The following is a 24,409-nucleotide window of genomic DNA, read 5'->3' on the forward strand; positions in this document are numbered from 1 at the left end:
TTCGCTATCCGCGAAGGTGGCCGTACTGTTGGTGCTGGCTCCGTCACCGAAATCATCAAGTAAGGAATAATCATGGCTGGTGAACGCATCCGTATTCGCTTGAAGAGCTTCGACCATCGTATGATCGACCGCTCCGCTCAAGACATCGTGAATACAGCTAAGCAAACGGGTGCCCGCATTGCGGGACCCATCCCCCTCCCGACGAAAGTCCAGAAGTATACGGTGCTCCGCTCTCCGCATATCGACAAGACTTCTCGTGAACAGTTTGAATCCCGTACGCACAAGCGTCTGATCGACATCCTCGATGCTACGCCGCAAACTGTTGATTCCCTCATGAAACTTGACTTGCCGGCTGGTGTCGAAGTCGAAATTAAGGTCTAATACAATGAACGGTATTCTCGCAAAGAAGTTGGGAATGACCCAAGTGTTCACGGAACAGGGCGAATGCGTCCCTGTAACGGTTCTCGAAGCCGGTCCGTGCGTGGTCGTTTGCCACAAGACAGAAGAAAAGGACGGTTACACTGCCGTCCAGATCGGCTTTGGTCTCAAGAAGGAACAGCGTGCCAACAAGGCTGAAATCGGCCACTTCAAGAAGGCTGACGTTGCTGTTCGTGAACACCTCGCCGAATTTGACGTAGCTGATCTCGAATCCTGGCCGGTTGGCAAGGAATTCGGTGCCGCTGACTTCGCCGATGCAAAGATGGTGAACGTTTCCGGCATTTCCAAGGGTCACGGTTTCTCTGGTGCCATCAAGCGCCACGGTTTCCACAGCGGTCCCCGCTCCCATGGCACGCACAACATGCGTGAACCGGGCGGTACCTCCGCTCACTCCTATCCGGGCCGCGTGTTCCCGGGCAAGCGTATGCCTGGTCAATACGGCAACAAGAAAGTGACCGTCAAGCACCTCCAGGTCGTCAAAGTTGATGGCGACCGCAACCTGATCTTCGTCCGCGGCGCTGTCCCGGGCCCGAAGAACAGCATTATCGTGGTGAGGAAAGACTAATGGCTAGTGCAAAGCTTTTCGCCGCAACAGGCGATTTTAAGAATGATATCCAGCTCCCGGCTATGTTCGACCAGGAAGTCAACAAGGTCTGCATGTACCTTCACATCAAGGCTATCCTGAACAACAACCGCCAGGGCACCGCCAAGACCAAGACCAAGGGTGAAGTTAGCGGCGGTGGCCAGAAGCCGTGGAAGCAGAAGGGTACTGGTCGCGCCCGTGCCGGTCAGAACACCTCCGCCGTGTGGGTGCGTGGTGCCAAGGCCCACGGTCCGAAGTCCCACGACTACTTCGAAAAGGTGAACAAGAAGGTCAAGAAGATCGCGTTCCGTTCCGCCCTCGCCGACAAGGCCAAGGAAGGAAAGGTCCAGGTGTTCGAAGCCCTCAGCTTCGATGCCCCGAAGACCAAGGACCTGCTCGCCGTTCTTACCAAGTCCGGTATCGAACAGCGCAACGTTCTCTTTGTCGTGAGCGTGAAGGATCAGAACCTTTACCTCTCCTCTAACAACATTCCTTGGTGCCGTTGCGCCCGCGTCGAAGATGTCAACACCTACGACATCGTCCGTGCAAACAACGTTGTCATCTCTCAGGCCGCTCTCGCGGAACTTGAAGGAGGCCGCTAATGAAGGAAATTCACGAAATCCTCATTGCTCCGCACGTGACCGAAGAAACCATGAAGAACATGGTGAATCCGCGTAACGATGTGCACAAGTATGTTTTCAAGGTTGCCTTGGACGCTAGCAAGGACGACATCAAGGCCGCTATCGAAAAGCGTTTTGATGTGAAGGTCGCTTCGGTCAACACGTTGATCAACCGCGGCAAGATTGTTCGCAGGCGCATGGCTGCTGGCAAGAAACCCAACTGGAAGAAGGCCTACATCACACTGAAGGCCGGGCAAAAGATTGCCGAGTTCGAAGGAGTATAATCATGGGTCTGAAATCTTATCGCCCGCTTACCCCGACTCTGCGTTACAAGCAGATTGGTGACCGCAAGGAAATCACTGCGGAAAAGCCGTACAAGCCCCTCACTGAGGGCATCAAGAGCAGCTCCGGCCGTAACAACGTCGGTGAAATCACTTCCCGCCGTCGCGGTGGTGGTCACAAGAAGCTGTACCGTATCATCGACTTCAAGCGCAAGTTTGCGGGTATCCCCTGCACTGTCGAGACGATCGAGTACGATCCGAACCGTTCCGCACGTATCGCCCTGGTCAAGTACCAGAACGGCAAGCGCTGCTACATCGTCGCCCCGGCCGACATCAAGGTCGGCGACGTGCTGAACTCCGGCGAAGGTGCCGAGTTCCGCATCGGTAACGCTCTCCCGATCCGCGATATTCCGCTGAACACCATGATCCATAACATTGAGCTCAAGCCCGGCAAGGGTGCACAGCTGGTCCGCTCCGCCGGTGCCGCTGCCGAACTCGTTGCTAAGGATGGCAAGCTCTGCCAGGTCAAGCTTCCGAGCGGTGAAGTTCGCTTCATCTCCGAAGACTGCCTCGCTGTCGTGGGCCAGGTTTCCAACATCGACCACATGAATGAATCCTCGGGCTCTGCCGGTCGTTCCCGCTGGCTCGGCAAGCGTCCCTCCGTCCGCGGTGTCGTGATGAACCCGGTCGACCACCCGCTCGGTGGTGGTGAAGGACGTACCTCTGGTGGTCGTCATCCGTGCTCTCCCTGGGGCAAGAACTCCAAGGGTGCCAAAACTCGTAACAATAAGCGTACCGATAAGTACATCGTGCGCCGTCGTCAGAAGAGGGCCTAATTCATGTCGAGATCCCTTAAGAAAGGTGCGTTCGTGGATTCCCACGTTCTCAGCAAAGCCCAGGCTATGGCTGGCTCCGACAAGAAGCAGCCGATCAAGACCTGGTCCCGTCGTTCCACAATCGTTCCGGACATGGTCGGACTTACGTTCTCCGTGTACAACGGCAAGCAGTTCCTGCCGGTCTATGTCTCCGAAAACATGGTTGGCCATAAGCTCGGCGAATTCGCTATGACTCGTACGTTCCGTGGCCATCGCAAGACCGAAACTGCTGGAGGCAAGAAATAATGCAAGCTGTTGCTAAAGTGAAAAACGTCCGCTACGGCGTTCGCAAGCTCCGTCGCGTTGTCGACCTCGTCCGTGGCAAGTCCGTCGACGAAGCCTTCGCGATGCTCTCCATCCTGCACACGCAGACCAAGGGTGCCCCGCTCGTCGAGAACGCCCTCAAGTCCGCTGTCGCCAACTTCAAGCAGAAGTCTGCCGCCCCGGTTTCCGCCGAGGAACTCGTGGTCAAGACTATCACTGCCGATGGTGGCACCATCATGAAGCGTATCCACCCGCGTTCCCAGGGTCGCGCCTTCCGCATCGAGAAGCCGCTCTCCCACATCACCGTCGTCGTCGCAGACAAGGAGAAATAACAATGGGTCACAAAACTCATCCCAATGGTCTTCGTCTTGGCGTTATCCGCGGTTGGGAATCCAAGTGGTATGCCGAAGACAACTTTGCCGATCTTCTCTATGAAGACATCGTGCTCCGTCGCTACCTGATGAAGCGTTTCGAACATGCCTCCCTCTCCAAGGTCGGCATCGAACGCACCGTCAAGAAGGTGAACGTGAACCTCTTTACCGCCCGCCCGGGTATCGTCATCGGTAAGAAGGGCGAAGAGCTGGAACGCGTCAAGGGCGAACTCCAGTTCCTCACCGGTAAGGAAATCTTTATCAGCGTCCACGAGATCAAGCGCCCGGAAACGGATGCTAAGCTCGTCGCCGAAAACATCGCCCGTCAGCTCGAAAAGCGTATTTCCTTCCGCCGCGCCATGAAGCGCGCCATCCAGAGCGCCATGCGCATGGGTGTGGAAGGCATCAAGGTGCAGTGCGGTGGCCGCCTCGGCGGTGCCGAAATCGCCCGCGTCGAGAAGTATGCCGAAGGCCGCGTGCCTCTGCACACTCTCCGTGCCGACATCGACTACGCGACTTCCATTGCTAAGACCGTCTATGGTGCCATCGGTATCAAGGTGTGGATCATGCACGGCGAAAAGATCGGCAAGGATGTCATGAACGACAACAAGAGAGAGAAGTAATATGCTGAGTCCTAAAAGAACATTACATCGTAAGCAGATGAAAGGCCGCATGAAGGGTGTCGCTTCCCGCGGCAATACCATGGCCTTCGGCGAATTCGGCATTCAGGCTCTTGAAAAGTGCTGGCTGACGGCTCGCCAGATCGAAGCGGCTCGTATCGCCATGACCCGTAAGATCAAGCGCGGCGGTCGCGTGTGGATCCGCGTGTTCCCCGACAAGCCCATCACCCGTCACCCTGCCGAAGCCCGTATGGGTAAGGGTAAGGGCGCCGTGGAATTCTGGGTCGCCGTGATCCTCCCGGGCCGTATCATTTTCGAAATGGGCGGTGTCGAACGCGAACTCGCCATGGAAGCCCTCCATGTCGCCTCGCAGAAGCTCCCCCTCAAATGCAAAATCATCGAAGAATCGGAGATCTAATGAAAGCACGTGAATTGAAGGAACTGGGCGTTGACCAGCTCAAGGAAAAACTGGCTCAGTTGAATCTCGATTTGTTCAATTACCGCATGACTGCGAAGCTCGGTAATTTGGAAAAACCCTCTGTGATCCGTGCGACCCGCAAGGACATCGCCCGTATCAAGACCATCCTCAGCGAAAAGGCCAAGGCATAAGCCGGCAGGAGCAGGAAATGGATAGAAACCTTCGTAAAGTCAAGCAGGGTGTTGTTTCATCTGACAAGATGGACAAGACTATCACGGTTGTGGTCGAAAACCGCAAGCGTCACCCGATGTACAACAAGATCATGACCACCACCAAGAAGCTCAAGGCCCACGACGAAAACAACGAAGCGGGCGAGGGCGACCTGGTGGAAATCATGGAAACCCGTCCGCTGTCCGCGACGAAGCGCTGGCGCCTCGTCCGTATCGTGGAAAAGAAGAAGTAAAATTCTGGAGTAAGGCGAATTATGATTCAAGAAGAAACCAGACTCGTCGTGGCTGACAACAGTGGAGCCAAGGAAGTCGCCTGCATCCGTGTTTTGGGTGGCACCAACCGTCGCTATGCTAGCATCGGTGATGTCATCAAGGTAGCCGTTAAAGACGCTATCCCCCAGAGCAAGGTGAAGAAGGGTTCCGTGGCCGACGCCGTCGTCGTGCGCACACGCAAAGAAATCGCTCGTCCGGACGGAACGTTCATTCGTTTCTCGGACAACGCTGTGGTTCTCATCACCAAGGATGGTGAACCGCGCGGAACCCGTATTTTTGGACCGGTGGCTCGTGAGCTCCGCGAAAAAAATTACATGAAGATCATCTCCCTCGCACCTGAGGTTCTCTAATGGCTAACATCAAGAAGAATGATAACGTCAAGGTGATTTCCGGCGCCCACAAGGGCAAGACCGGCACCGTGATCAGTGTCAAGGATGGCAAGGTGACCGTTTCGGGCGTCAACGTCTGCAAGCGTCACGAGAAGCCGTCCCAGACCAATCAAACTGGCGGCATCATCGAGAAGGAAATGCCTATCGCCATTTCCAACGTGATGCTCCTCGAAGGCAACACGCCTGTCCGTACCCGCATCGTCCGCGAAAAGGGTAAGAAGGGCGTTCGTACCAGTGTCAAGACTGGAAAGGCTGTGTAACCATGAACCAGATGAAGCAATTCTATCTCGAAAAAGTCGTTCCGGCCTTGCAAGCAAAGTTTGCCTACAAGAACGTAATGGAAATCCCGCGTCTCGAAAAGATCGTGGTGAACATGGGCGTGGGCGCCGCTGCCCAGAACCGTAAGATTCTGGACGAAGCTGCCGACACTCTCACTGCCATTACCGGTCAGAAGGCCGTCGTCACCACCGCCAAGAAGGCTATCGCTAACTTCCACCTCCGCGAAGGTCTGGGAATCGGCGCCAAGGTCACCCTCCATGGCGACAACATGTGGGACTTCCTCTTCCGTTTCATCAACATCAACCTCCCGCGCGTCCGCGACTTCCGTGGCCTCGCCCGTCGTGGTTTCGATGGAATGGGCAACTTCACCCTCGGTATCAAGGAACAGACGATCTTCGTCGAAATTGATATCGATAAGGTTTCCCGTACTTTCGGTATGGACATCTCTTTCGTCACTTCCGCCAAGACGGACGACGAAGGCCGTGCCCTTCTCGAAGAACTTGGACTCCCCTTCAGGAAGTAAGGTAATACCATGGCAAGCAGAAGAATGATTGAAAAATGCAAGCGTACCCCGAAGTATACCGTTCGCGGGTATAACCGTTGCAAGCGTTGCGGTAGGCCGCACGCCTTTATGCGCCGCTTTGGCCTTTGCCGTATTTGCTTCCGCGAAATGGCACTCGCCGGCGAAATCCCCGGTATCACAAAGTCGTCCTGGTAAGGAGAGTATAAAATGGCAATGACAGATCCTATCGCCGATATGCTCACCCGCGTGCGCAATGCCTGCAAGGCAAAGCTCCCCGTGGTGGACATCCCTGCCAGCAACCTGAAGCGTGAAATCGCTCGCGTTCTGCAGGAAAAAGGTTTCATCAAGAAGTTCGTCGTCGTTGAAGACGGCAAGCAGGGCATGCTCAAGATCCTGCTCCGCTACACCAACGGCGTTCCCGCAATCCAAGGCATCCAGCGCATTTCGTCGCCTGGTCTTCGTCACTACGTTGACGTGGCCAAGCTTCCGCGCGTCCGCAATGGCCTCGGCTTTGCTATCATCTCCACATCTAAAGGCGTGATGACCGACCACGAAGCCCGCGAACAGAAGGTGGGTGGCGAAGTCGTCGCGAAGGTCTGGTGAGGTAACGATGTCCCGTATCGGAAAAGCTATTATCAATATCCCGGCTGGCGTGAAAGTCGCCGTCAATGGTCAGAACATCAAGGTGGAAGGCCCGAAGGGCAAGCTCGAGACGAACGTCCACGAACTCATTTCCATCAAGCTCGAAGGCAACCAGCTTTCGTTCTCCCGTCCTGATGATCAGAAGTTCACCCGCGCTATCCATGGCACCACCCGCGCCCTCGTCAACAACATGGTCGAAGGCGTCACGAAGGGCTTCCAGAAGACCCTCGAAATCGTGGGCGTCGGCTACCGCGTCGAACAGAAGGGCAAGGACCTGAACCTCGTGCTCGGTTTCTCGCACCCGGTCATTTTCAAGGCTCCGGAAGGCGTCGAACTCAAGGCTGTCGACCCGCTGAAGATTTCCATCTCCGGCATCGACAAGCAGAAGGTCGGCCAGGCTGCAGCTGAAATCCGCAAGTACCGTAAGCCTGAACCGTATAAGGGCAAGGGCATCAAGTACGAAGGCGAAATCATCCGCCGCAAGCAGGGTAAGAAGACAGGTAAATAAGGGTAAACTATGACTGCAATCGCTAAAAAAAGAATCCAGTCCAGAATCGCACGCCACGAACGTGTGCGCAAGTCTGTTGTCGGAACTGCAGAGTGCCCTCGTTTGGCCGTTCGCCGTTCCTTGTCTCACATGGTCGCCCAGATTATCGATGACGCGAACAACAAGTCTCTCGTGCAGGTTGCAACGACTGCGAAGGAATTCCAGAGCAAGTTCGGCAGCATGACGAAGTCGGAGCAGGCTAAGCAGCTCGGTCTCCAGGTCGCTGAAGTCGCTAAGTCCAAGGGCATTGAATCCGTGGTCTTCGACCGCGGCGGTTACATCTATCACGGTCGCGTTCAGGCTCTCGCTGAGGGAGCTCGTGAAGGCGGACTCAAATTCTAGTGAGGTACACTTTGGAACGCGAAGCTCAAGTTTCTGAATTTGAAGACAAGGTTGTACACATCAACCGTTGCGCTAAGACCGTCAAGGGCGGTCGCCGTATGTCCTTTTCCGCTCTCGTTGTCGTTGGCAACAAGAACGGCAAGGTGGGCGTGGGTCTCGGCAAGGCCAAGGAAGTTTCCGAAGCCATCCGCAAGGGCACTGAAGCTGCCCACAGGAACATTGTCGAAGTCCAGCTGCTCGACGGCACCATCCCGCACGACATCGAAGTCAAGAACGGCTCCACCCGCATCCTCCTGATGCCGGCTGCTCCTGGTACTGGCGTTATCGCCGGTGCTGCTGCCCGTGCCGTTCTCGAACTCGCCGGTGTGCGCAACATCCTCACCAAGATTCACGGTTCTTCCAACCCGAGCACTGTTGTCAGCGCTTGCCTCGAAGGCCTGATGTCCCAGATGAACAAGCAGGACTGCGCCAAGCTGCGCGGTTTTGAAGCCTAAGGAGTAATACACCATGAAGAAAGTTCGTATTACTTTGATCAAGGGTACCGTCCGTCGCCTTCCGGTGCATCGCGCCAACGTGAAGGCCCTCGGTCTCCGCAAGATCGGACAATCTGTTGAACACGTTTTGACCCCCAGCATCCAGGGCATGATCAATGCCGTGCGTGACATGGTGAAGGTCGAGGAGATCTAATAATGGAACTCAATACTCTCAATCCTGGCAAAGCCAAGGTCGTCAAGCGCAAGCGCATTGGCCGTGGCCCGGGTTCCGGTTGGGGCACCACCGCTGGTCGTGGCCAGAAGGGTGCCGGCGCTCGTAAGAGTGCCAAGGCCGGCCGTGTCGCTTTCGAAGGCGGCCAGATGCCGATCCACCGTCGCATCCCGAAGCGTGGCTTCAAGCACGCCGGTATCGAATTCCAGATCGTGAACCTGAAGCGTCTCGCAGCGGTCTCCGCTACCGAATTCGACGCCAAGGTTCTCTTCGACCTCGGATTCATCCGCAACATCGAGAAGCCGGTCAAGGTTCTCGCGTTCGGTGCTATCGACAAGGCTATCAACGTAAAGGTTAACGCCATCAGCGAGAAGGCCAAGGCCCTCATCGAAGCTGCTGGCGGCAAAGTCGAGATCGTCTAATGGAAGCTCTCAAGAAAGCCATAGATGCGTTCATCAATGCGTTCAAGATTGAGGACCTGCGCAAGAAGTTGCTCTTCACGCTCGGCATCCTCATCGTGTACCGCATCGGTGCGCACATCACTATCCCCGGAGTAAACGCCGCGGTCCTCGCGGAGTACTTCAAGAACTCGAACAACTTGTTCGGCATGTACGACTCCTTCACGGGCGGTGCGTTTGCGAAAGCGACGATTTTCGCCCTGGGTATCATGCCCTACATCAGCGCATCCATCATCATCCAGTTGATGGGCTCTGTTATCCCGGCCATCCAGATGCTACAGAAGGAAGGTCAGGAAGGGCGCGCCAAGCTGAACCAGTACACCCGTTACTTTACGGTGGTTCTTGCCGCTTTGCAGGGATGGGGCATTTCCGTATGGCTTTCCTCCCTTAAAGTGGGTTCCGCCGCTGCCGGTACAGGCATTTCCGTCCTCGCGGACGACTTCGCTACCGGTGCGGGGAACATCGGCTTCCGTTTACTTGCTACCCTGACCTTCACCGCAGGTACGGTGCTCGTGATGTACCTGGGCGAACAGATTACTTCGCACGGTGTGGGCAACGGTATTTCGCTTATCATTTTCGCCGGTATCGTCGGAGGCCTTCCGCGGGCTTTCTTTGCCGAACTGGAAATGTTTAGAGAAGAGATCCAGCCGCTCGCCATCGAGATTTTCATCCTGGCGATCGTGGTCGTGATTATCGGCTTTATCGTTTTCGTCGAGCAGGCGAACCGTCGCATTCCACTCCAAAGTCCTCGCAGGACTGTCGGAAACAAGGTCATGGGCGGTCAGTCCAGCTATTTGCCCTTCAAGGTGAACACCGCTGGCGTGATTCCCGTTATCTTCGCTTCGTGCATCATGTTCATTCCGGCCATGATCGCGTCGTGGTTCCCGAACGTCTCCGCGATGCAGTCCTTTGCTGCCATGTTCATCCCGGGTCACATTTCTTACAGTGTGATTGACGCTCTCCTCATCATATTCTTCACCTACTTCTACACGGCAATCCAGTACAACCCTAACGACATTGCCGAAAACCTGAAGAGGTCTGGTGGGTTTATCCCTGGTGTGCGTCCCGGTAAGCAGACGGCAGAGTACATTGACCATGTGTTGACCCGAATTTCCCTTCCGGGCTCGCTGTTCCTCGCTCTAATCAGCGTCGGACCGCTCCACCTGAAAGACGCGCTCAATATGAGTTTCTATATTGGGGGCACCTCGGTACTCATCGTGGTCGGTGTGGCGTTGGACACGCTTCGTCAACTCGAAGCCCAACTGCATACCAAGAATTATGAAGGTTTCTTGAAACATGGCCGCATTCGCGGCAGGATGGCGTCCTAGTGGCTAAAGAAGAAGGAATACAGGTAGAAGGTGTTGTGTTGGAAGCTCTTCCCAACGCGTTCTTCCGTGTGAAACTTGGAAATGACCACGAGATTCTCGCTCACGTTTCAGGAAAGATGCGTCGGCATTTCATCCGAATTTTGCCGGACGACAAAGTGTTGGTAGAAATTTCTCCCTACGACCTCAATCGTGGGAGAATCACTTACCGTTACAAGTAATAGGTATCAAAAGAAGGTCTAACCTATGAAACTCAAAGCCTCCATCAAACCCAGGTGTGAAAACTGCAAGATCATCCGTCGCAAGGGTGTATTGCGTATCATCTGTTCGAAGAACCCCCGTCACAAGCAGAAGCAGGGATAAGGAGATCGTATGGCACGTATAGCTGGTGTCGATTTGCCGAAGAACAAGACTGTCGAGTACGGTCTCACGGCAATCTATGGTGTCGGTCTGTTCACCGCAAACAAGGTCTGTGCTCAGCTGGGCATCGACAAGAACAAGAAGTGCGATGACCTCACCGAAGAAGAACAAGGTAAGATTCGTCATCTCCTCGAAGACGAATATTCCGTGGAAGGTCAGCTCCGCGCGGAAGTTACCCTGAACATCAAGCGTCTCTTGGATATCGGTTGCTACCGTGGTATCCGCCACCGCAAGGGCCTGCCGGTCCGCGGTCAGCGTTCCCGTACCAACGCCCGTACCCGCAAGGGCCCCAAGAAGACTGTGGCTAACAAGAAGAAGTAAGGAGATTCGTCGTGGCTGAAGAAGAAATCAAGGAAACCGCTGCCGCTGCCGAAGCTCCGGCCGCAGCCGCTACTGAAGAAGTTAAGGTCAAGAAGGGCAAGAAGCGTATCGACATCCAGGGTATCGCCTGCGTCAACGCTACCTTCAACAACACAATCGTCTCTATCACCGATGCCCGCGGTAACGTCGTGGCTTGGGGTTCCCCCGGAAACTCCGGTTTCAAGGGTTCCCGCAAGAGCACTCCGTTCGCCGCTCAGCTCGCTGCCGAAACTGCCGCTCACAAGGCTTTCGACCTCGGCATGCGCAAGGTGGACGTCCGCGTGAAGGGTGCCGGTGGTGGCCGTGAGTCCGCCGTCCGCGCTCTCAAGAATGCGGGCCTCGAAGTTCTCTCCATTCGAGACGTGACGGGCATTCCGCACAACGGTTGCCGTCCTAAAAAGAAGAGAAGAGTCTAATCCAAAGAGGTATCGCCAATGATGTGGAAATCACTTCAGATGCCGCGTAGCTTCCAGAAAGTGGAAACTAGCGAAGACGGTCGTAAAGCTAAGTTCGTTGTCGAGGCCTTGGAAAGAGGCTGGGGCATCACGCTTGGCAATGCGCTCCGCCGTGTGCTCCTTTCCTCCCTGCAGGGTGCGGCAATCGTCTCCGTGAAAATCGAAGGCGTTGAAAAGGAAATGTCTACGGTCCCGGGTGTGAAGGAAGATGTCACCGACATCATCCTGAACCTGAAGAGCATCCGCGTGAAGCTCCTTTCCGACCATGACGAAACTTTGCACCTGGATATGTCCGGTGATGGCGAAGTCACGGCCAAGGATTTCATGGACAATCCGAACGTGGTCATCCTGACCCCGGACGTCCATATCGCGACCCTGAACGGGAACGCATCGCTTTCCATGGACGTGAAGGTCTCCTGTGGCCGCGGATTCGTCCGTGCCGACGAATTGAAGGACAAGGACGCTCCGATCGGCGTTATCGCCACGGATGCGAACTTCAACCCGGTGCAGCAGGTGGCTATGCACATCAGCGATACCCGCGTTGGCCAGAAGACGGACTACAACCGTCTGGAGCTGGAAATCACGACTGACGGTTCCATCGATCCCGAAGACGCTCTCGCCTACGCTGCGAAGCTCCTCGTCGATCACCTGGAAATCTTCATCAACTTCGAAGGCGACCTCGAGAGCCCCGAAGAGCTGGAGATGGACGAAGAACGTCAGCGTATTGCCACCCTCCTGCGCACTCGCGTGGACGAACTCGAACTCTCTGTTCGTTCCAGCAACTGCCTCCGTATGGCGAATATCCATACTGTTGGTGAACTTGTGCGCAACAAGGAAAACGATATGCTCAAATACAAGAACTTCGGTCGGAAGTCCTTGGTGGAACTTAACGAGGTGTTGACCTCCATGGGCCTTTCCTTTGGCATGGACGTCGATGACTACTTGAAGGATTAACAATGAGACACGGTGTAAAAAACAAGAAACTGGGTGTTAATGCCCAACACAAGCGTGCCATCCTCCGCGCCCTTACCACCTCCATCATCGAGAAGGGTATGGAAGCGGAGCAGTCCGCCCGCTACGTGCGCACGACGCTTCACAAGGCGAAGATTGTCCGCTCCAACGTGGACCGCATGATTACCTACGCAAAGAAGGGTGACCTTTCTGCACGTCGCGAAGCTGCACGCTTCGTCACGAGCCCGAAGGTTCTCCAGGACCTGTTCGCTACCATCGGACCGCGCTACGCTGGCCGCAACGGTGGCTACACTCGCATCATCAAGCTCGGCCCGAACCGCGCTGGTGACGCTGCCGAAATGGCCCTCATCGGCCTCGTCGAAGACGAGATCGTTGCCAAGGCCAAGAAGGCTGCCGAACCTGCCAAGTCCGATGCCGTGAGCATGGTCGAAGGCGAGAGCAAGTCTGCCAACTAGTCTTTGCTGTGAGAAAAACGGGGCCCGACGTTTGTCGGCCCCGTTTTTTTTGATTTTTCCTTTTTTGGTGGTGTCTATTTTTGTATCTTATGGAAACATGCAACGTCTTATTGCTCTTATACTTCTGACAATCTCGCTTGCGTTTTCTGCAGGTGAGATGGATCTTTTTTCCGGCTCGGCGATTGGTGGGAACCACGGGCCGTCTTCGCGCAGTTCCATCGCGTTGACCCCGGCCTATGCGGAAGCTACGGTCGATTCCAGCTATATCCTTGGCCCCGGTGATTTTTTGGACCTGATGCTGGAAAATGCCTACTTGTCGGTCCAGGTTTATCCCGACGGTTCTGTCGCCATAGAGGAATGCGGTTCCGTGAATGTCGGCGGAAAGACTTTTGCCGAGGCCCGTGAACTGATTCTGGATCTTGCAGCCAAGCGCTTCAAGCGCGAGGAATGCTTCGTCCAGCTTGCCGCACTGAAAAAATACAAGGTGAATGCGATGGGTGCACTGATGAATGTCGGACAGCACCTCCTGGAGCCCCAGACGCGCCTGAGCTATTTCCTCCGCCAGGTGGGCGGTTTCGTTTCGCGCGCGAATCTCGAGGACGTGATGATTATCCGCCACGGCGACACCCTGCACGTGAACTACAACGACGTCTCGGTGAAGGGTGACTTTGCAAAGGACGTGATGCTGATTCAGGGAGACCAGATCTATGTCCCGTTCGTTCCGATGGGCGAGAACGTCGTCATGGTTTTTCCGGGATTCAGGACGAGCGTCACCTACAAGGAGGGCCGCACCCTGCAGGAGTACTTTGAACTTGCCGGCGGGGAACGCCTGCACAATTTCGGGTACAAGGCCGCCTGCGTGAAGGAACAGGGCAAGACGCCGCGCTGGATTCCGCTTGAAGAAATGAAGAGCACGGTTGTCTCGCCGAATACGGAAGTGGAGTTTTCTGCAGAAGAGATGGCCGTCTATGTCGGCGGCGCGCTCAACCATATCGGGAAGGTGGACTACAATCCTTCCTGGCATGCCATCGACTATATCGCTGCGGCGGGCCTGAATACGATTTCGGGTTCCTGGAACCAGGTCAAGGTGTGGCGTGGGAAATCCCCGGAAGCGCTCAGCCTGAGCGTCACGGAGGATCCGATCAATCCCGGCGACTACATCGAGGTGCCGAAGAGCCGTTACGAGTCCTTCAAGGATTTCACCCTCTTCCTCGCTTCGCTCCTCACGGTGGTGTCGTCCGCATTCATCATTTACGTCAATTACAAGTAGCTTCGTATGGAAAAACAGGATTCGGTAGGATTTGTCGAGATTTGCCTTCGCTTGCTGAACGGCGACTTGAAGCATTTCAAGCTGTTCGCCTTTATCGTGCTCTTGCCGACGCTTACGGCCTTTGTCCTGGTGATGTGGGTCATCAAGCCGACGTATGTCGCGCAGGCGGTCGTGACTCCGCCCAAGTCGACACAGGGCTCGCTGGATGGACTGAGTTCCATGATCGGCGGCATGTCCGGGGTCTCCTCGATTCTGGGGCTGTCTTCGAACAACGATGACGCGAACGCGGTGTGGACTATCCTGAATTCGTGGGAGCTGCACAACCAGGTCATCGACGAGTTCAACCTGGCGGAACATTACGAGTTCGACGGCAAGTTCCATGCGGACCTGTTGAAAAAGTTCCGGAAGAATTTCGGGATCGAGATGAACAAGGAAGACATGTTCGCGATTTCGGTCGAGGACGAGGATTACAGGCTCGCGGCGAAGATGGTCTCGTTTATCCTCACGAAGGCGGATTCCGCGTTCAACGTGTTCAAGACGTCCCAGGCGCGGCAGTCCAGGATTTATTTCCAGAGCAGGCTGGATTCCTGTGAACATGCGCTCGATTCGCTGATGAAGGAATTCGTGAAGTTCCAGGTCGAGAACAACTTCTATGATCCCGAGGTGCAGCTGGAATCGACGATCAAGTACCTGAGCGCCTTGCAGGCGAAGCGCGAGGAGGTGTCCATCGAGATGGCCTTCGAGAAGGCTGACCGTGGCAAGAGCAAGCGTTACGAGGAACTTTCCAAGCGCTACCAGGGAATTAACGCGGCGCTGAACGGGACGCTGAAGGGCAAGCACGAGAAGGTGGGCATGGTCGCCTTGCAGAAGTCCTCCGAGCTTGGCGCCGAATACATGCGCCGCGAAAACGAAATCCGTGTGCAGGAAGCCATGTATAAGCTGTTGCGGCAGCAGAGCGAGCAGATGCGGCTCGAGGAGGCCAAGATGCTTACGAACCTGCATGTGCTCGAACCGCCCTGGGAAAACGACAAGAAAGTGTTCCCGAGGCGCGGCATTATCCTCATGTTCACGGCGTTCATGTCCTTTTTGCTGGCGACGCTCCTGTGCAATTTCCTGGAGTTCATGCGTTCCGAGAAGGAGAAGAACACGGGCACTTCCGCGGAATGGGCCAACTTCGTGCATGGAATCTGCTTCTGGCGCAAGTAGCATCCTAGGCGGTCCATCATGGATATCAACTTGGCGGTGTGTCCGGAATCCTGCGTGATGTTCTCGCTGGCCGCTATTGTCCTGCTTGTGCTTTCCACGCGCAGGAGCGACTACTTCCGCCCGGCGGTTCTCTATTTTCTGGTCCAGATGGTGATGCTCGGGGTCGCCTACCTCAAGCTTGTCCCGGCCATGACCGATTTCAGGTATACGACATGGCTCGTGTGGGGCGGCGGCATGGCTGCCTTTATCGGGGGCGCCGTCCTTGCGGAGATGGCGTGGACATCGAAAGGCGGCGCGCGCATGCCCGAGACGCTGTCGCTGCAGGGGAAGTATAGCTGGCCCACGCATTTCTGTTTAAGCTTCCTTGCCTTTGCCTATTTCTTCATAGGCGTGGCCGGCGTTGTCTCTGTCGCGGGAAACCTCGTGCTCCTGACGGGCAACCCTTCGTTCTGGCTTTCCGGGGATAGCCCGGCGCTCAAGTACGCGGACTATTTTACATCGGGCGCCATGGTGGTCGGGCTTTTCGGTGTTGCATCGTTCAAGTCGATAAACCCGGTGCGGTGGGTCCGCTATGCGTCCAGGGGAATGGTGGCTTTCACGATTGTGCTTAGTTTCTTGACATTCCCGAGCCGCGGCATCAACATGCTCTGTATCGGCTTCATCTTCTTGCTGTATAACTATCTGCACAGGCGGTTTTCGTGGAAGCTGATCATGGTCGCGGTCGCCTTCGTCCTGGTTTTCTTTGTGGCCGTGGCGTCCCTGAAGGGGCAATATGGCGGCTCGTCGACGGACGACCTCATGAATAACGGGATGGTAAAGACGGTGGCGTTGCTCCCGTACATGTACGTGGCGAACAACTATTGGAATCTCGACTATGCGTTCAACAAGCCGGTCGATGCCGCGGAACATGAGTGGACCTACGGCATCGACGCCTTCTACGGCATGACGCACCTGTTGCAGATAGGGGACGGCCTGCAGCAGAGTTTCGGCTGGGATACACCCTTCAACGAGAGCGTGGTCAAGATCAAGAGCCTGAACACGATTCCCTACCTGTGGGATGCCTACAAGGATTTCGGCCTGGTCGGGCTGTTCTTTTTGCCGTTCTTCTTCGGGATCTTTTTCTCGTGGAACTACCGCTACATGGCTACGGCCAAGACTCCCATGCCTGTCCTGTTCATGTGCATGTTCATGATGTGGATTATCCTCTGGAACTTCACGACGGGATACAAGCAGAGCATGTACTGGGTCTGGGGATTCTTCTTTGCGCTGGTGTGCCTGCTTAGCAGGGGGCGTGGCGTGCTACCAGCGAAGAGTTCCCTTGCGGATGTAGTAGCACAGGAGAATGACGGTGATGACGACGTCGCCGGTCAGCGCGAATAGCGGGATGTAACGGTTCGCGAGGAACGCTCCCGCGAGCGAGCATGCGACGACGTTTGTTGCCCCTGCCGCACTCACGATGATGGCGTAGGTCCATGTCGCCTTGTTCTTGAGCAGGGTGGATATCATGGAGAGTCTCGCTGCCTGGAAAAGGAGCGAGAAGGAAAGTATTTTCAGGATCGACGCGCTGCATTCGAGTGAATCGGGAGTCCAGTGGACGGCGAAGAAGAGGATCTGCAGGAACTGGCGGGGGAACAGCCACAGCGGCGAGGAACAGGCGGCGATGAATGCCGTGAATATGGCGATTTCCTTGACATGGACGAACTTGTCGTTGGACATGTGCTGGGCGACCAGGTTCGACGAAATGAAGTGGACCATGATTCCCGAGCAGAGGACGAGTATCTTGTGGCCGAAGTTGTATGAACTCAGGAATTCCGCAGATGCGAATTTGTCTGCAACATAGAGGCCGACGGGCAGGTAGGCGCATGTGGCGAAACTCGAGATCGCGTAGGGGGCTGCGGCTTTGAACATCAGCTTGAAGAAGAGGAAGGTCCGCCTTGTCAGCCTGAGCAGCTTGCTGCTCAGGGCCTGCGTGACGCCGAAGGTGAACGCGGGCAGTGCTGCAAGCACCATGGCAAGCGCGACGAGTTCGATCTGTGAAACCTTGAAGTAGAGGAGCGCAACTCCCATGACGGCGGAATACGAAATCGAATGCAGCAGCTTGGAGATGAACAGCTTTTTCCAGAACTTGCCGCAGATGAAATACCAGTCGAAGAAGGCGTGCTGGAATACAAGCCCAAGGGTCAGTATGAGTTCGCCGTAGAAGATGGGGTGGTGGCGCCTGACCGTAATGGCGAAAATGACCATGGCGATCGCGGCCGCGACGGAACAGGCGATCCTGAGCTGGAAGATACTTTGGAAGAGCCTCCCCTTCGTGGCCCGGTTCCCGAAGAAGGCGAGCACCAGGGTGCCCATGCCGAAATCCGCAATCGTGCAGAAGATGGAATAGTCCGTCTGCAGGACTCCGAAAAAGCCGTAGCCGGATGTCCCGAGGTTCCGTGCGATGAAGTTCTGGACAAGGAACGAGATTCCCTGAATCAGGAAGTTGGCGCACGCGATGAACACGCCAATCTTGATGCTTTTTAGAACGAGAGGCACACGATAAAGATAAAAAAAGAAATACTTGCCGGAGTAGGCCTGCGGCAGGCTTTTTTTATATATTTGACCTATGGGAAAACTGCAAGGTCAGAGCGCATTTTTCGTTCCGGGGCCGCCGGCATTGCCCGGTGAAGCCCACAGGCCGATTGTAGATTTTTTGCTCCGTGAAACCCGCGGAAAGTCCGTCCTCGACATCGGCGGCGGTCGCGGGGCCTATTCCCTGGAACTCTCCAAGGCGGGCTACGATACCGTCGTTGCCGACATCAATTCCGAGTCCCTGAAGGTTGCCGAGGCGAACGGACTCTCGACGCGGCTTTTGCAGCCGGGCGAGAGCGTTGGCGAAGGCGTCGCGGATACGGTCATGCTGATCGAGGTCCTCGAACATGTTCCCGACCCGAAGGCGTTCCTCGGGTCTGCGATTGCGGCCGCCCGCAAACGGGTCGTTTTTACGCTCCCGTGTACGGATGATTTTGAACTGCTGTTCGGTCTTGGGCTTTCGTATGCGCATGTCGCGGTCTCGGACCACCTTTGGCATTTTTCCAACGAAGAAATGAAATCCATGCTGGATTCTTTTGGAAAGCCCTACCGGCTGGAACTGGGCGACCCTTTGTTCCCTTCGCTCGCGCTGTCCCTGCTCGGTCGGTACCTGAAGGGCCCGTTGGGTTACGCGGTACGATTCCCCTTGCGGGTCGCGAACAGGCTTGGCCTGGTTCCCAAGGCCATTCCTTCGCGTTTTTACGGCGTGATAGAAATCGGTTGATTCCGGTTGACAAAATCGCCCCTGGTGGCGATATATAGAGTGAATGGAGAATTTAGTTGGCTTTTTTTTTCTAACTTTGGGTGCTGAAACGCGAGAGTGGCGGAATTGGCAGACGCGCCAGACTTAGGATCTGGTACTTCGGTGTGTGGGTTCGACTCCCACCCCTCGCAGAATTTTACAAACCAAAACAAGCATATCGGAGTTTTGTATGCCCGTTGAAATCAAAGAAACAAGCGCTACCGTGCGCACCCTCGATGTCACCATTCCCGAATCCGACCTCGCTGCCCCCTTCGAGAAGAAGCTCGCGCAGTACAAGAAGCAGGTCGCCCTCAAGGGTTTCCGCCAGGGCATGGTTCCGAAGGCCATGGTCCTGAAGCAGTTCGGTGACGCCATCCGTCACGAAGTCGTGAACGAGACGGTCGACAAGGTCATTGGCGAAGAACTCAAGAAGGCTAACATCATTCCCGTGGGCCAGCTCAAGGTGACCGAGTTCAAGGAAGACAAGGAATCCGGCATCAAGATGACCGTCGAAGTCGAAATTGACCCGGAAATCGACATCAAGGGCTATGCCGATACCGGTATCACCGTTCCGGCTACCGCCGTGCATGAAGAAGAAGTCCAGGCCGAGTTCGACCGCCTTGTCCAGATGTGGAGCAAGGACGAACACGTGGACCGCGAGGCGAAGAACGGCGACGTCGTGGTGGGCAACTACATCGAAGTCGTTATCGACGGCGAGAAGCAGGAACTTCCGGAGAACAAGGAATTCCGCAGCCTCCTCGGCGAATCCGCTTCCCCGGGATTCGATGCGGGCCTCGTTGGCGTGAAGGCCGGCGACAAGAAGGAAATCAACTTCAAGTACCCGGATGACCACAAGGACGAACGCTACCGCGGCAAGACTGCCCAGTTCAACGTCGAGATTACCGACGTGCGCGAAATCGTGCCGCCGACCTTCGACGAGGAATTCTGCAAGCAGGTGGGCGTGAAGGACGTGGAAGAGCTCAAGAGCAACCTCGCCGAAAGCCTCAGCAACCAGAAGCAGGATGCCGCGAAGACGAAGGCCGTGAACGAGGCCATCGACAAGATTATCGAGGCGAACCCGTTCGAGGTGCCGAATGCACGCGTACGCGACCTCATCAAGTGGAGCCTCAACCGCAACGTGCAGGACGAGAAGGACGCCGTGGAACCCACCGAGGAACAGCTCAAGGAACTCGGCCCCGAGGCCATCCGCGAAATCAAGAAGCACCGCATCCTCGACTTCGTCGCCACGAAGGAAAAGCTCAAGGCGAGCCAGGCCAAGGTGGACGAACGCCTGCAGCAGATGGCGAATGCCTACCACATCGGCTTCGAAGATCTGAAGAACCATTTCCGCCAGAGCGGCAGAATCAACCAGCTGCGTGACGAACTCCGCGTCCAGATGGCAGCGGACTTCATCGTGGGTATCCGCCCTGCCGCCGAAGAATCCAAGTAAAAGAGGTTAGTTAATGATCATCCCTACCGTCATCGAGACCACCGGACGCGGTGAACGCGCCTACGATATCTACTCGCGCCTCCTCAAGGAACGCATCATCTTCTTGGGCACGCCCATCAACGACGAAGTGGCGAACAACGTCATGGCCCAGTTGATTTTCCTTGAATACGAGAACCCGGAGAAGGATATCACGCTGTATATCAACAGCCCCGGTGGTTACGTGTCGGCAGGGCTTGCCATTTACGATACCATGCAGCACGTGCGCCCGAATATCGCTACCATCTGCATCGGAAGCTGCGCCTCCATGGCTGCCGTGCTTCTCGCTGCGGGTACGAAGGGCAAGCGCTATGCGCTCCCGCATTCGCGCATCATGCTGCACCAGCCGTCGGGTGCCGCTACCGGCCAGTCGACTGACATCCAGATTACTGCGAAGGAAATCGTGCGCACAAAGGATACGCTTACCGAAATCGTCGCGAAGCACACGGGCAAGTCGATAGACGAGGTCCGCGCGAAGACCGACCGCGATTTCTACATGGGCCCCGATGAAGCGAAGGCCTTTGGCGTCATCGATGAAATCTTTGTTCCGCGTAAAGAGGGAATTTAATGTATCGTAGCGGGAAAAACCATCCTACTGTGACGTGTAGCTTTTGTGGCAAGCCCGCAGAACGCGTCGAGAAGATGATTACGGGCGCGGGCGTGCATATCTGCAGCGACTGCGTGACGATGTGCTACAGGATTATCGAGGAAGACCGCTCCCGCGCGATGCAGGAGAAGGCGGCTACCGAGGCTGCCGTGCAAAAGCCGCTTCCGCTCCCGACCGAAATCAAGGCGCACCTGGACGAGTTCGTCATTGGACAGGACCAGGCGAAGATGGCCCTTTCCGTTGCGGTCTACAACCATTACAAGCGCCTGCGCTACAGGCAGGCCCATGCGGATTCCAAGGATGATGTGGAAGTCGAAAAGTCGAACCTGCTCCTGGTGGGGCCTACCGGTTCGGGCAAGACGCTTTTGGCGCAGACGATGGCGCGCTTCCTCGATGTCCCCTTTACCATTGCAGACGCGACGGTACTCACCGAGGCGGGCTACGTGGGCGAGGATGTCGAAAACATCATCGTGCGCCTTTTGCAGGCCGCTGATTACGATGTGGCGAAGGCCGAACGCGGCATTATCTTCATCGACGAAATCGACAAGATTGCGCGCAAGACGGCGAACCCCTCCATCACCCGCGACGTGAGCGGTGAAGGCGTGCAGCAGGGCCTCCTGAAGATTTTGGAAGGTACCGTGGCGGCTGTGCCGCCGAAGGGCGGTCGCAAGCACCCGGAACAGGCCCTGGTGCAGGTGAACACGAGAAACATCCTGTTCATTTGCGGTGGCGCCTTCGAGACGCTCGACAAGATTATCGCCCAGCGCGTGAACAAGGGCGGCATGGGTTTCGGTGCGGACATCCGTAGCGAGAAGGACAATACGCTCAGCGAGCTGTTCAAGCAGCTCGAACCCGATGACCTTATCAAGTTCGGCCTCATTCCCGAAATCGTGGGCCGCTTGCCGATTGCTGTGGCGCTCGAGGAACTCGACGAGGCTGCCCTCCTGAATATTCTCACGCAGCCGAAGAACGCGCTTGTGAAGCAGTTCAAGAGCCTGTTCGCCATGGACGGGATTGAACTCGAATTTACCGACGAGGCGCTCAAGGAAATCGTGCACGAAACCATGACGCGCAAGACGGGGGCCCGCGGGCTCCGTTCCGTGATGGAGCGGACGCTGCAGAAGGCTATGTTTACGATGCCCGGTTCCGACGTGAAGAAGCTCGTGCTGACTGCCGAGATGGTGAAGAGCGGCCTGAGCTCCGTTGGTGTTGCGGTTTCCGGTGCAGCTAAGAAAACCCGCAAGAAGGCGTCTTAGCGCTATGAATTTTGATTTTTCGAAAACGTATCCGTTGCTCCCGCTTCGGGATGCCGTGGTGTTTCCGCATACGACCCGCCGTATTCTGGTGGGTCGCGAAATGTCGCTCCGTGCCTTGGAATTCGCGGAGAACCACAACAATGTGATTATCCTCGTTGCCCAGAAGGATGTGACGGCTGAAGAAATCCAGAATCCGATGCTCGACCTCTATTCGGTGGGCGTGATTGCGAACGTGAACGGCGTGACGCCTTTCCCGAACGGTTGCGTGAAGGCGGTGCTCGAAGGCGTGCAGATTATCGACCTGCGTTCCATCATGGTGCAGGACGGATTCTTGCATGCGACGGTTTCTCCGCGTCGGCAGCCCTTGAAGGAAAACGCGAAGACGGAATCCTTCGACGAGGTGCTCACGCGCTTCCGCGATTACGCGACAAAGAGGAATATCGCCGAGGGCATGGTCGATGCGTTCTTCGGCATGGAAAACCAGCTGGACGCCTATTACGGTATGATTCCGTTCTTGCAGGTGTCGCTTGCCGAGAAGCAGAGCTTTCTGGAGATAGCGACGCTCGACGAGATGTCGGCGAAGCTGCTTGCGCTGATGGACGTTTCCGAGGACAACGAGAACGTGCTCGTGCGCGTGCAGCAGAGCGTGCGCCAGAAGATGGCGCAACAGCAGAAGGAATGGTTTATCTCCGAACAGATCCGCCAGCTGCAGGATGAACTGGACGGTGATGGCGAAGGGGCCTCGGAACCCGAACAGCTCTTGAAGAAAATCAGGGCGAAGAACTTTACCCCGGCAATCGTGGAAAAGCTCGAGGACGAGATTTCTCGCATGAAGCTCATGCAGCCGACCTCGCCGGAATATGCGGTGAGCCGCAACTACCTCGACTGGTTTTTGAACCTGCCTTACGGCGTGTACACCGACACCGTCCTCAACATGAAAAAGGTGAAGGGCGAACTCGATTCCAAGCACTTCGGGCTCGACAAGGTGAAGGAACGCATCATGGAATACGTCGCGGTGCTGAAGCTTACCGGCACCGAACGCCGATCCCCGATTCTCTGCCTCGTCGGCCCTCCGGGCGTGGGCAAGACGACGCTCGTGGAATCGATTGCGAACGCCATGCAGCGTAACTTTGTCCGCATTACGCTTGGCGGCGTGCGTGACGAGGCCGAAATCCGCGGCCACCGCCGCACCTACATCGGGGCGATGCCCGGCCGCTTTATCCAGGCGCTGCGCCGTGCCAAGTGCATGAACCCGATTATTCTGCTCGACGAAATTGACAAGATGGCGAGCGACTTCCGCGGTGACCCTGCGAGCGCGATGCTCGAGGTGCTTGACCCGGAACAGAACCACGACTTTACCGACCACTTCATGGAAGTGGGCCTCGATCTGAGCCGCGTGCTGTTTATCGCGACGGCGAACAGCGAAGGCGAAATCCCCGAGGCGCTGCGCGACAGGCTCGAAATCGTGCGCCTGCCCGGCTATTACCCGCACGAGAAGTTGCAGATTGCAAGCAAGTACCTGGTGCCGCGCATTTGCGAACGCACCGGCGTAAAACTCGGCGAACAGGTTTCGTTTGACGATGCTATTATCAACCAGGTGATGCGCGGCTGGACCCGCGAGGCGGGCGTGCGCGAACTGGAACGCACCCTCGAGAGTGCGGTGCGCCACCGTGCGAAAGAAATCGTGATGGGCAAGAAAATCAAGCCCGCCGTTACCGAGAAGCAGTTGCAGGAATACCTTGGCGCCCCGAGATTCCTCGACAGTCAGCTGCCCGAACCGGGCCGCCCCGGCGTGGTTACAGGCCTTGCCTGGACGAGCGTGGGCGGTGAGATTCTCCCCATCGAATGCATGCTCCTGAGCGGCAAGGGCCAGATTATCATGACGGGAAAGCTCGGCGACGTGATGAAGGAATCCGCCCAGATTGCAGTGAGCCTGGTGCGCGAACGTCTGCACCGATTCGGCATCGACCCGGCGATTGTCAAGAAGACGGACATCCACATCCACGTGCCCGAAGGCGCCGTGCCGAAGGACGGGCCCTCCGCGGGTATCGCCCTCACGCTGTGCCTGCTCTCTGCGTTTACCAGGATTCCCGTACCGCCTGACGTCGCGTTTACCGGCGAGGTGAGCCTCACGGGCGCATGCCTTGCGATTGGCGGGCTCAACGAGAAGGCGCTTGCCGCGCTCCAGGCCGGCGTGAAGACGCTTCGCCTGCCTGCCCAGAACAAGAAGGACGTTGACGAACTCCCGGCACCCGCGAAGAAGGGCCTCAAGATCTACACGCACAAGCACATCGATGAAATCGTGAAGATTCTGTTCGTGCAGAAGAAGGCGAAGAAGTAGGTAGCCTGAGTGTCACCCTGGAGCGCGAAGCGCGATAGGTACATTTATTGTCCCCGGTGCGCTCCGGGGATTTTTTGTATTTTGA

At 56.2% G+C, this 24,409-nt stretch carries 36 protein-coding genes, 1 tRNA gene and 1 pseudogene; 37 read left to right on the forward strand and 1 reads right to left on the reverse strand.

The genetic code is table 11. The features are described from left to right. Positions 1-72: 72 nt before the first annotated feature. The 31 genes and pseudogenes from rpsJ to B2310_RS08235 all read left to right on the forward strand — a co-directional run bounded on the left by rpsJ (position 73) and on the right by B2310_RS08235 (position 16,701). Positions 73-381: a 30S ribosomal protein S10 gene (gene rpsJ, locus B2310_RS08085; RefSeq protein WP_173798279.1), complete on the forward strand. Its 309-nt coding sequence runs from the start codon at positions 73-75 to the stop codon at positions 379-381. Positions 382-385: 4 nt separating this feature from the next. Continuing rightward, positions 386-1,003: a 50S ribosomal protein L3 gene (gene rplC / locus B2310_RS08090; protein WP_290722797.1), complete on the forward strand. Its 618-nt coding sequence runs from the start codon at positions 386-388 to the stop codon at positions 1,001-1,003. After that, on the forward strand, positions 1,003-1,623 hold the full coding sequence (gene rplD, locus B2310_RS08095) for a 50S ribosomal protein L4 (RefSeq protein WP_290722795.1): 621 nt from the start codon (positions 1,003-1,005) through the stop codon (positions 1,621-1,623). The genes rplC and rplD overlap by 1 nt, the downstream gene beginning before the upstream one ends. Continuing rightward, positions 1,623-1,925 carry a 50S ribosomal protein L23 gene (rplW, locus tag B2310_RS08100; RefSeq protein ID WP_290722793.1) on the forward strand — a complete coding sequence of 101 codons (303 nt, stop codon included), beginning with the start codon at positions 1,623-1,625 and terminating at the stop codon, positions 1,923-1,925. The genes rplD and rplW overlap by 1 nt, the downstream gene beginning before the upstream one ends. A gap of 2 nt (positions 1,926-1,927) precedes the next feature. After that, positions 1,928-2,758 carry a 50S ribosomal protein L2 gene (rplB, locus tag B2310_RS08105; RefSeq protein WP_290722792.1) on the forward strand — a complete coding sequence of 277 codons (831 nt, stop codon included), beginning with the start codon at positions 1,928-1,930 and terminating at the stop codon, positions 2,756-2,758. Between the two features lie 3 nt (positions 2,759-2,761). Further along, positions 2,762-3,043 carry a 30S ribosomal protein S19 gene (gene rpsS, locus B2310_RS08110; protein ID WP_088638998.1) on the forward strand — a complete coding sequence of 94 codons (282 nt, stop codon included), beginning with the start codon at positions 2,762-2,764 and terminating at the stop codon, positions 3,041-3,043. Then, positions 3,043-3,393: a 50S ribosomal protein L22 gene (rplV, locus tag B2310_RS08115; protein WP_290722789.1), complete on the forward strand. Its 351-nt coding sequence runs from the start codon at positions 3,043-3,045 to the stop codon at positions 3,391-3,393. Before rpsS ends, rplV begins: the two co-directional genes overlap by 1 nt. 2 nt (positions 3,394-3,395) lie before the next feature. Further along, the gene (gene rpsC / locus B2310_RS08120) at positions 3,396-4,055 is read left to right on the forward strand and encodes a 30S ribosomal protein S3 (protein WP_290722787.1); all 660 of its coding nucleotides are present in this window, start codon (positions 3,396-3,398) and stop codon (positions 4,053-4,055) included. A 1-nt stretch (position 4,056) separates the two neighbouring features. Then, a complete protein-coding gene (gene rplP / locus B2310_RS08125; RefSeq protein ID WP_290722785.1) occupies positions 4,057-4,470 on the forward strand; it encodes a 50S ribosomal protein L16 in 414 nt (137 codons plus the stop codon). Further along, entirely contained in the window at positions 4,470-4,661 is a 192-nt protein-coding gene (gene rpmC, locus B2310_RS08130) for a 50S ribosomal protein L29 (RefSeq protein ID WP_290722783.1), read from the forward strand. The genes rplP and rpmC overlap by 1 nt, the downstream gene beginning before the upstream one ends. A 17-nt stretch (positions 4,662-4,678) precedes the next feature. Next, a complete protein-coding gene (gene rpsQ / locus B2310_RS08135; protein WP_173340348.1) occupies positions 4,679-4,933 on the forward strand; it encodes a 30S ribosomal protein S17 in 255 nt (84 codons plus the stop codon). A gap of 21 nt (positions 4,934-4,954) precedes the next feature. After that, a complete protein-coding gene (gene rplN / locus B2310_RS08140; protein WP_290722778.1) occupies positions 4,955-5,323 on the forward strand; it encodes a 50S ribosomal protein L14 in 369 nt (122 codons plus the stop codon). Beyond that, positions 5,323-5,622 (forward strand): 50S ribosomal protein L24, encoded by a 300-nt coding sequence (gene rplX / locus B2310_RS08145; RefSeq protein WP_290730388.1) that lies wholly within the window; start codon positions 5,323-5,325, stop codon positions 5,620-5,622. Before rplN ends, rplX begins: the two co-directional genes overlap by 1 nt. A 2-nt stretch (positions 5,623-5,624) precedes the next feature. Further along, the gene (gene rplE, locus B2310_RS08150; protein ID WP_290722773.1) at positions 5,625-6,164 is read left to right on the forward strand and encodes a 50S ribosomal protein L5; all 540 of its coding nucleotides are present in this window, start codon (positions 5,625-5,627) and stop codon (positions 6,162-6,164) included. A 9-nt stretch (positions 6,165-6,173) separates the two neighbouring features. After that, positions 6,174-6,359: a type Z 30S ribosomal protein S14 gene (locus B2310_RS08155; RefSeq protein ID WP_014546106.1), complete on the forward strand. Its 186-nt coding sequence runs from the start codon at positions 6,174-6,176 to the stop codon at positions 6,357-6,359. 12 nt (positions 6,360-6,371) lie between these two features. Further along, positions 6,372-6,767, forward strand: coding sequence for a 30S ribosomal protein S8 (gene rpsH / locus B2310_RS08160; RefSeq protein ID WP_173382628.1), 396 nt, complete (start codon positions 6,372-6,374; stop codon positions 6,765-6,767). 7 nt (positions 6,768-6,774) lie between these two features. After that, positions 6,775-7,314 (forward strand): 50S ribosomal protein L6, encoded by a 540-nt coding sequence (gene rplF, locus B2310_RS08165; protein WP_173382629.1) that lies wholly within the window; start codon positions 6,775-6,777, stop codon positions 7,312-7,314. 9 nt (positions 7,315-7,323) lie between these two features. Continuing rightward, positions 7,324-7,695 (forward strand): 50S ribosomal protein L18, encoded by a 372-nt coding sequence (gene rplR / locus B2310_RS08170; protein WP_290722760.1) that lies wholly within the window; start codon positions 7,324-7,326, stop codon positions 7,693-7,695. An 11-nt stretch (positions 7,696-7,706) separates the two neighbouring features. Continuing rightward, a complete protein-coding gene (rpsE, locus tag B2310_RS08175; protein ID WP_290722758.1) occupies positions 7,707-8,189 on the forward strand; it encodes a 30S ribosomal protein S5 in 483 nt (160 codons plus the stop codon). Between the two features lie 13 nt (positions 8,190-8,202). Next, on the forward strand, positions 8,203-8,382 hold the full coding sequence (gene rpmD, locus B2310_RS08180) for a 50S ribosomal protein L30 (protein WP_173382631.1): 180 nt from the start codon (positions 8,203-8,205) through the stop codon (positions 8,380-8,382). A 2-nt stretch (positions 8,383-8,384) separates the two neighbouring features. Further along, on the forward strand, positions 8,385-8,822 hold the full coding sequence (gene rplO, locus B2310_RS08185; RefSeq protein WP_173382632.1) for a 50S ribosomal protein L15: 438 nt from the start codon (positions 8,385-8,387) through the stop codon (positions 8,820-8,822). Further along, the gene (secY, locus tag B2310_RS08190; RefSeq protein WP_173382633.1) at positions 8,822-10,186 is read left to right on the forward strand and encodes a preprotein translocase subunit SecY; all 1,365 of its coding nucleotides are present in this window, start codon (positions 8,822-8,824) and stop codon (positions 10,184-10,186) included. Before rplO ends, secY begins: the two co-directional genes overlap by 1 nt. Then, the gene (infA, locus tag B2310_RS08195) at positions 10,186-10,404 is read left to right on the forward strand and encodes a translation initiation factor IF-1 (protein WP_173382634.1); all 219 of its coding nucleotides are present in this window, start codon (positions 10,186-10,188) and stop codon (positions 10,402-10,404) included. Before secY ends, infA begins: the two co-directional genes overlap by 1 nt. Positions 10,405-10,429: 25 nt before the next feature. Further along, positions 10,430-10,546: a 50S ribosomal protein L36 gene (gene rpmJ, locus B2310_RS08200; protein ID WP_088639011.1), complete on the forward strand. Its 117-nt coding sequence runs from the start codon at positions 10,430-10,432 to the stop codon at positions 10,544-10,546. A 9-nt stretch (positions 10,547-10,555) separates the two neighbouring features. Beyond that, the gene (gene rpsM, locus B2310_RS08205) at positions 10,556-10,924 is read left to right on the forward strand and encodes a 30S ribosomal protein S13 (protein WP_072807559.1); all 369 of its coding nucleotides are present in this window, start codon (positions 10,556-10,558) and stop codon (positions 10,922-10,924) included. A gap of 26 nt (positions 10,925-10,950) precedes the next feature. Then, positions 10,951-11,379, forward strand: a complete 429-nt coding sequence (gene rpsK / locus B2310_RS08210) for a 30S ribosomal protein S11 (RefSeq protein WP_173304119.1) — start codon at positions 10,951-10,953, stop codon at positions 11,377-11,379. Positions 11,380-11,397: 18 nt separating this feature from the next. Continuing rightward, positions 11,398-12,372: a DNA-directed RNA polymerase subunit alpha gene (locus tag B2310_RS08215; protein ID WP_290722747.1), complete on the forward strand. Its 975-nt coding sequence runs from the start codon at positions 11,398-11,400 to the stop codon at positions 12,370-12,372. Between the two features lie 2 nt (positions 12,373-12,374). After that, a pseudogene (rplQ, locus tag B2310_RS08220) lies at positions 12,375-12,749 on the forward strand (50S ribosomal protein L17); the annotation flags it as partial. A 193-nt stretch (positions 12,750-12,942) separates the two neighbouring features. Beyond that, complete coding sequence (locus tag B2310_RS08225; protein WP_290730392.1) at positions 12,943-14,115, forward strand: polysaccharide biosynthesis/export family protein; 1,173 nt, start codon at positions 12,943-12,945, stop codon at positions 14,113-14,115. 6 nt (positions 14,116-14,121) lie between these two features. Next, a complete protein-coding gene (locus B2310_RS08230; RefSeq protein WP_173366172.1) occupies positions 14,122-15,321 on the forward strand; it encodes a GumC family protein in 1,200 nt (399 codons plus the stop codon). Positions 15,322-15,339: 18 nt separating this feature from the next. After that, complete coding sequence (locus B2310_RS08235) at positions 15,340-16,701, forward strand: O-antigen polymerase (RefSeq protein ID WP_290722742.1); 1,362 nt, start codon at positions 15,340-15,342, stop codon at positions 16,699-16,701. Here the strand turns inward: B2310_RS08235 and B2310_RS08240 are convergent. Next, positions 16,621-17,856, reverse strand: coding sequence for an oligosaccharide flippase family protein (locus tag B2310_RS08240; RefSeq protein ID WP_290730397.1), 1,236 nt, complete (start codon positions 17,854-17,856; stop codon positions 16,621-16,623). The two genes, B2310_RS08235 and B2310_RS08240, sit on opposite strands and share 81 nt — an antisense overlap. A 70-nt stretch (positions 17,857-17,926) precedes the next feature. Between B2310_RS08240 and B2310_RS08245 the strand changes: the two genes are divergently transcribed. From B2310_RS08245 to lon, 6 genes are all read left to right on the forward strand, one after another. Continuing rightward, on the forward strand, positions 17,927-18,616 hold the full coding sequence (locus tag B2310_RS08245; RefSeq protein ID WP_173382640.1) for a class I SAM-dependent methyltransferase: 690 nt from the start codon (positions 17,927-17,929) through the stop codon (positions 18,614-18,616). A 90-nt stretch (positions 18,617-18,706) separates the two neighbouring features. Then, positions 18,707-18,786, forward strand: a tRNA-Leu gene (locus B2310_RS08250). Positions 18,787-18,824: 38 nt separating this feature from the next. Next, positions 18,825-20,084, forward strand: a complete 1,260-nt coding sequence (gene tig / locus B2310_RS08255; protein WP_173366176.1) for a trigger factor — start codon at positions 18,825-18,827, stop codon at positions 20,082-20,084. Between the two features lie 13 nt (positions 20,085-20,097). Beyond that, positions 20,098-20,688, forward strand: coding sequence for an ATP-dependent Clp protease proteolytic subunit (locus tag B2310_RS08260; protein ID WP_173366177.1), 591 nt, complete (start codon positions 20,098-20,100; stop codon positions 20,686-20,688). Then, positions 20,688-21,983 (forward strand): ATP-dependent Clp protease ATP-binding subunit ClpX, encoded by a 1,296-nt coding sequence (clpX, locus tag B2310_RS08265; protein ID WP_173366178.1) that lies wholly within the window; start codon positions 20,688-20,690, stop codon positions 21,981-21,983. The genes B2310_RS08260 and clpX overlap by 1 nt, the downstream gene beginning before the upstream one ends. Positions 21,984-21,987: 4 nt before the next feature. Then, on the forward strand, positions 21,988-24,324 hold the full coding sequence (gene lon / locus B2310_RS08270) for an endopeptidase La (protein ID WP_290730400.1): 2,337 nt from the start codon (positions 21,988-21,990) through the stop codon (positions 24,322-24,324). The last annotated feature ends 85 nt before the right edge of the window (positions 24,325-24,409 follow it).

The organism is Fibrobacter sp. UBA3629, from assembly GCF_002374005.1.
In the GTDB taxonomy this organism is placed as follows: Bacteria; Fibrobacterota; Fibrobacteria; order Fibrobacterales; family Fibrobacteraceae; genus Fibrobacter.

Bases quoted from the DNA above. Each gene is read 5' to 3' on its own strand.
- rpsJ (WP_173798279.1), top strand. From the start codon at position 73: ATGGCTGGTGAACGCATCCGTATTCGCTTGAAGAGCTTCGACCATCGT.
- rplC (WP_290722797.1), top strand. From the start codon at position 386: ATGAACGGTATTCTCGCAAAGAAGTTGGGAATGACCCAAGTGTTCACG.
- rplD (WP_290722795.1), top strand. From the start codon at position 1,003: ATGGCTAGTGCAAAGCTTTTCGCCGCAACAGGCGATTTTAAGAATGAT.
- rplW (WP_290722793.1), top strand. From the start codon at position 1,623: ATGAAGGAAATTCACGAAATCCTCATTGCTCCGCACGTGACCGAAGAA.
- rplB (WP_290722792.1), top strand. From the start codon at position 1,928: ATGGGTCTGAAATCTTATCGCCCGCTTACCCCGACTCTGCGTTACAAG.
- rpsS (WP_088638998.1), top strand. From the start codon at position 2,762: ATGTCGAGATCCCTTAAGAAAGGTGCGTTCGTGGATTCCCACGTTCTC.
- rplV (WP_290722789.1), top strand. From the start codon at position 3,043: ATGCAAGCTGTTGCTAAAGTGAAAAACGTCCGCTACGGCGTTCGCAAG.
- rpsC (WP_290722787.1), top strand. From the start codon at position 3,396: ATGGGTCACAAAACTCATCCCAATGGTCTTCGTCTTGGCGTTATCCGC.
- rplP (WP_290722785.1), top strand. From the start codon at position 4,057: ATGCTGAGTCCTAAAAGAACATTACATCGTAAGCAGATGAAAGGCCGC.
- rpmC (WP_290722783.1), top strand. From the start codon at position 4,470: ATGAAAGCACGTGAATTGAAGGAACTGGGCGTTGACCAGCTCAAGGAA.
- rpsQ (WP_173340348.1), top strand. From the start codon at position 4,679: ATGGATAGAAACCTTCGTAAAGTCAAGCAGGGTGTTGTTTCATCTGAC.
- rplN (WP_290722778.1), top strand. From the start codon at position 4,955: ATGATTCAAGAAGAAACCAGACTCGTCGTGGCTGACAACAGTGGAGCC.
- rplX (WP_290730388.1), top strand. From the start codon at position 5,323: ATGGCTAACATCAAGAAGAATGATAACGTCAAGGTGATTTCCGGCGCC.
- rplE (WP_290722773.1), top strand. From the start codon at position 5,625: ATGAACCAGATGAAGCAATTCTATCTCGAAAAAGTCGTTCCGGCCTTG.
- B2310_RS08155 (WP_014546106.1), top strand. From the start codon at position 6,174: ATGGCAAGCAGAAGAATGATTGAAAAATGCAAGCGTACCCCGAAGTAT.
- rpsH (WP_173382628.1), top strand. From the start codon at position 6,372: ATGGCAATGACAGATCCTATCGCCGATATGCTCACCCGCGTGCGCAAT.
- rplF (WP_173382629.1), top strand. From the start codon at position 6,775: ATGTCCCGTATCGGAAAAGCTATTATCAATATCCCGGCTGGCGTGAAA.
- rplR (WP_290722760.1), top strand. From the start codon at position 7,324: ATGACTGCAATCGCTAAAAAAAGAATCCAGTCCAGAATCGCACGCCAC.
- rpmD (WP_173382631.1), top strand. From the start codon at position 8,203: ATGAAGAAAGTTCGTATTACTTTGATCAAGGGTACCGTCCGTCGCCTT.
- rplO (WP_173382632.1), top strand. From the start codon at position 8,385: ATGGAACTCAATACTCTCAATCCTGGCAAAGCCAAGGTCGTCAAGCGC.
- secY (WP_173382633.1), top strand. From the start codon at position 8,822: ATGGAAGCTCTCAAGAAAGCCATAGATGCGTTCATCAATGCGTTCAAG.
- rpmJ (WP_088639011.1), top strand. From the start codon at position 10,430: ATGAAACTCAAAGCCTCCATCAAACCCAGGTGTGAAAACTGCAAGATC.
- rpsM (WP_072807559.1), top strand. From the start codon at position 10,556: ATGGCACGTATAGCTGGTGTCGATTTGCCGAAGAACAAGACTGTCGAG.
- B2310_RS08215 (WP_290722747.1), top strand. From the start codon at position 11,398: ATGATGTGGAAATCACTTCAGATGCCGCGTAGCTTCCAGAAAGTGGAA.
- B2310_RS08225 (WP_290730392.1), top strand. From the start codon at position 12,943: ATGCAACGTCTTATTGCTCTTATACTTCTGACAATCTCGCTTGCGTTT.
- B2310_RS08230 (WP_173366172.1), top strand. From the start codon at position 14,122: ATGGAAAAACAGGATTCGGTAGGATTTGTCGAGATTTGCCTTCGCTTG.
- B2310_RS08235 (WP_290722742.1), top strand. From the start codon at position 15,340: ATGGATATCAACTTGGCGGTGTGTCCGGAATCCTGCGTGATGTTCTCG.
- B2310_RS08245 (WP_173382640.1), top strand. From the start codon at position 17,927: ATGGGAAAACTGCAAGGTCAGAGCGCATTTTTCGTTCCGGGGCCGCCG.
- tig (WP_173366176.1), top strand. From the start codon at position 18,825: ATGCCCGTTGAAATCAAAGAAACAAGCGCTACCGTGCGCACCCTCGAT.
- B2310_RS08260 (WP_173366177.1), top strand. From the start codon at position 20,098: ATGATCATCCCTACCGTCATCGAGACCACCGGACGCGGTGAACGCGCC.
- clpX (WP_173366178.1), top strand. From the start codon at position 20,688: ATGTATCGTAGCGGGAAAAACCATCCTACTGTGACGTGTAGCTTTTGT.
- lon (WP_290730400.1), top strand. From the start codon at position 21,988: ATGAATTTTGATTTTTCGAAAACGTATCCGTTGCTCCCGCTTCGGGAT.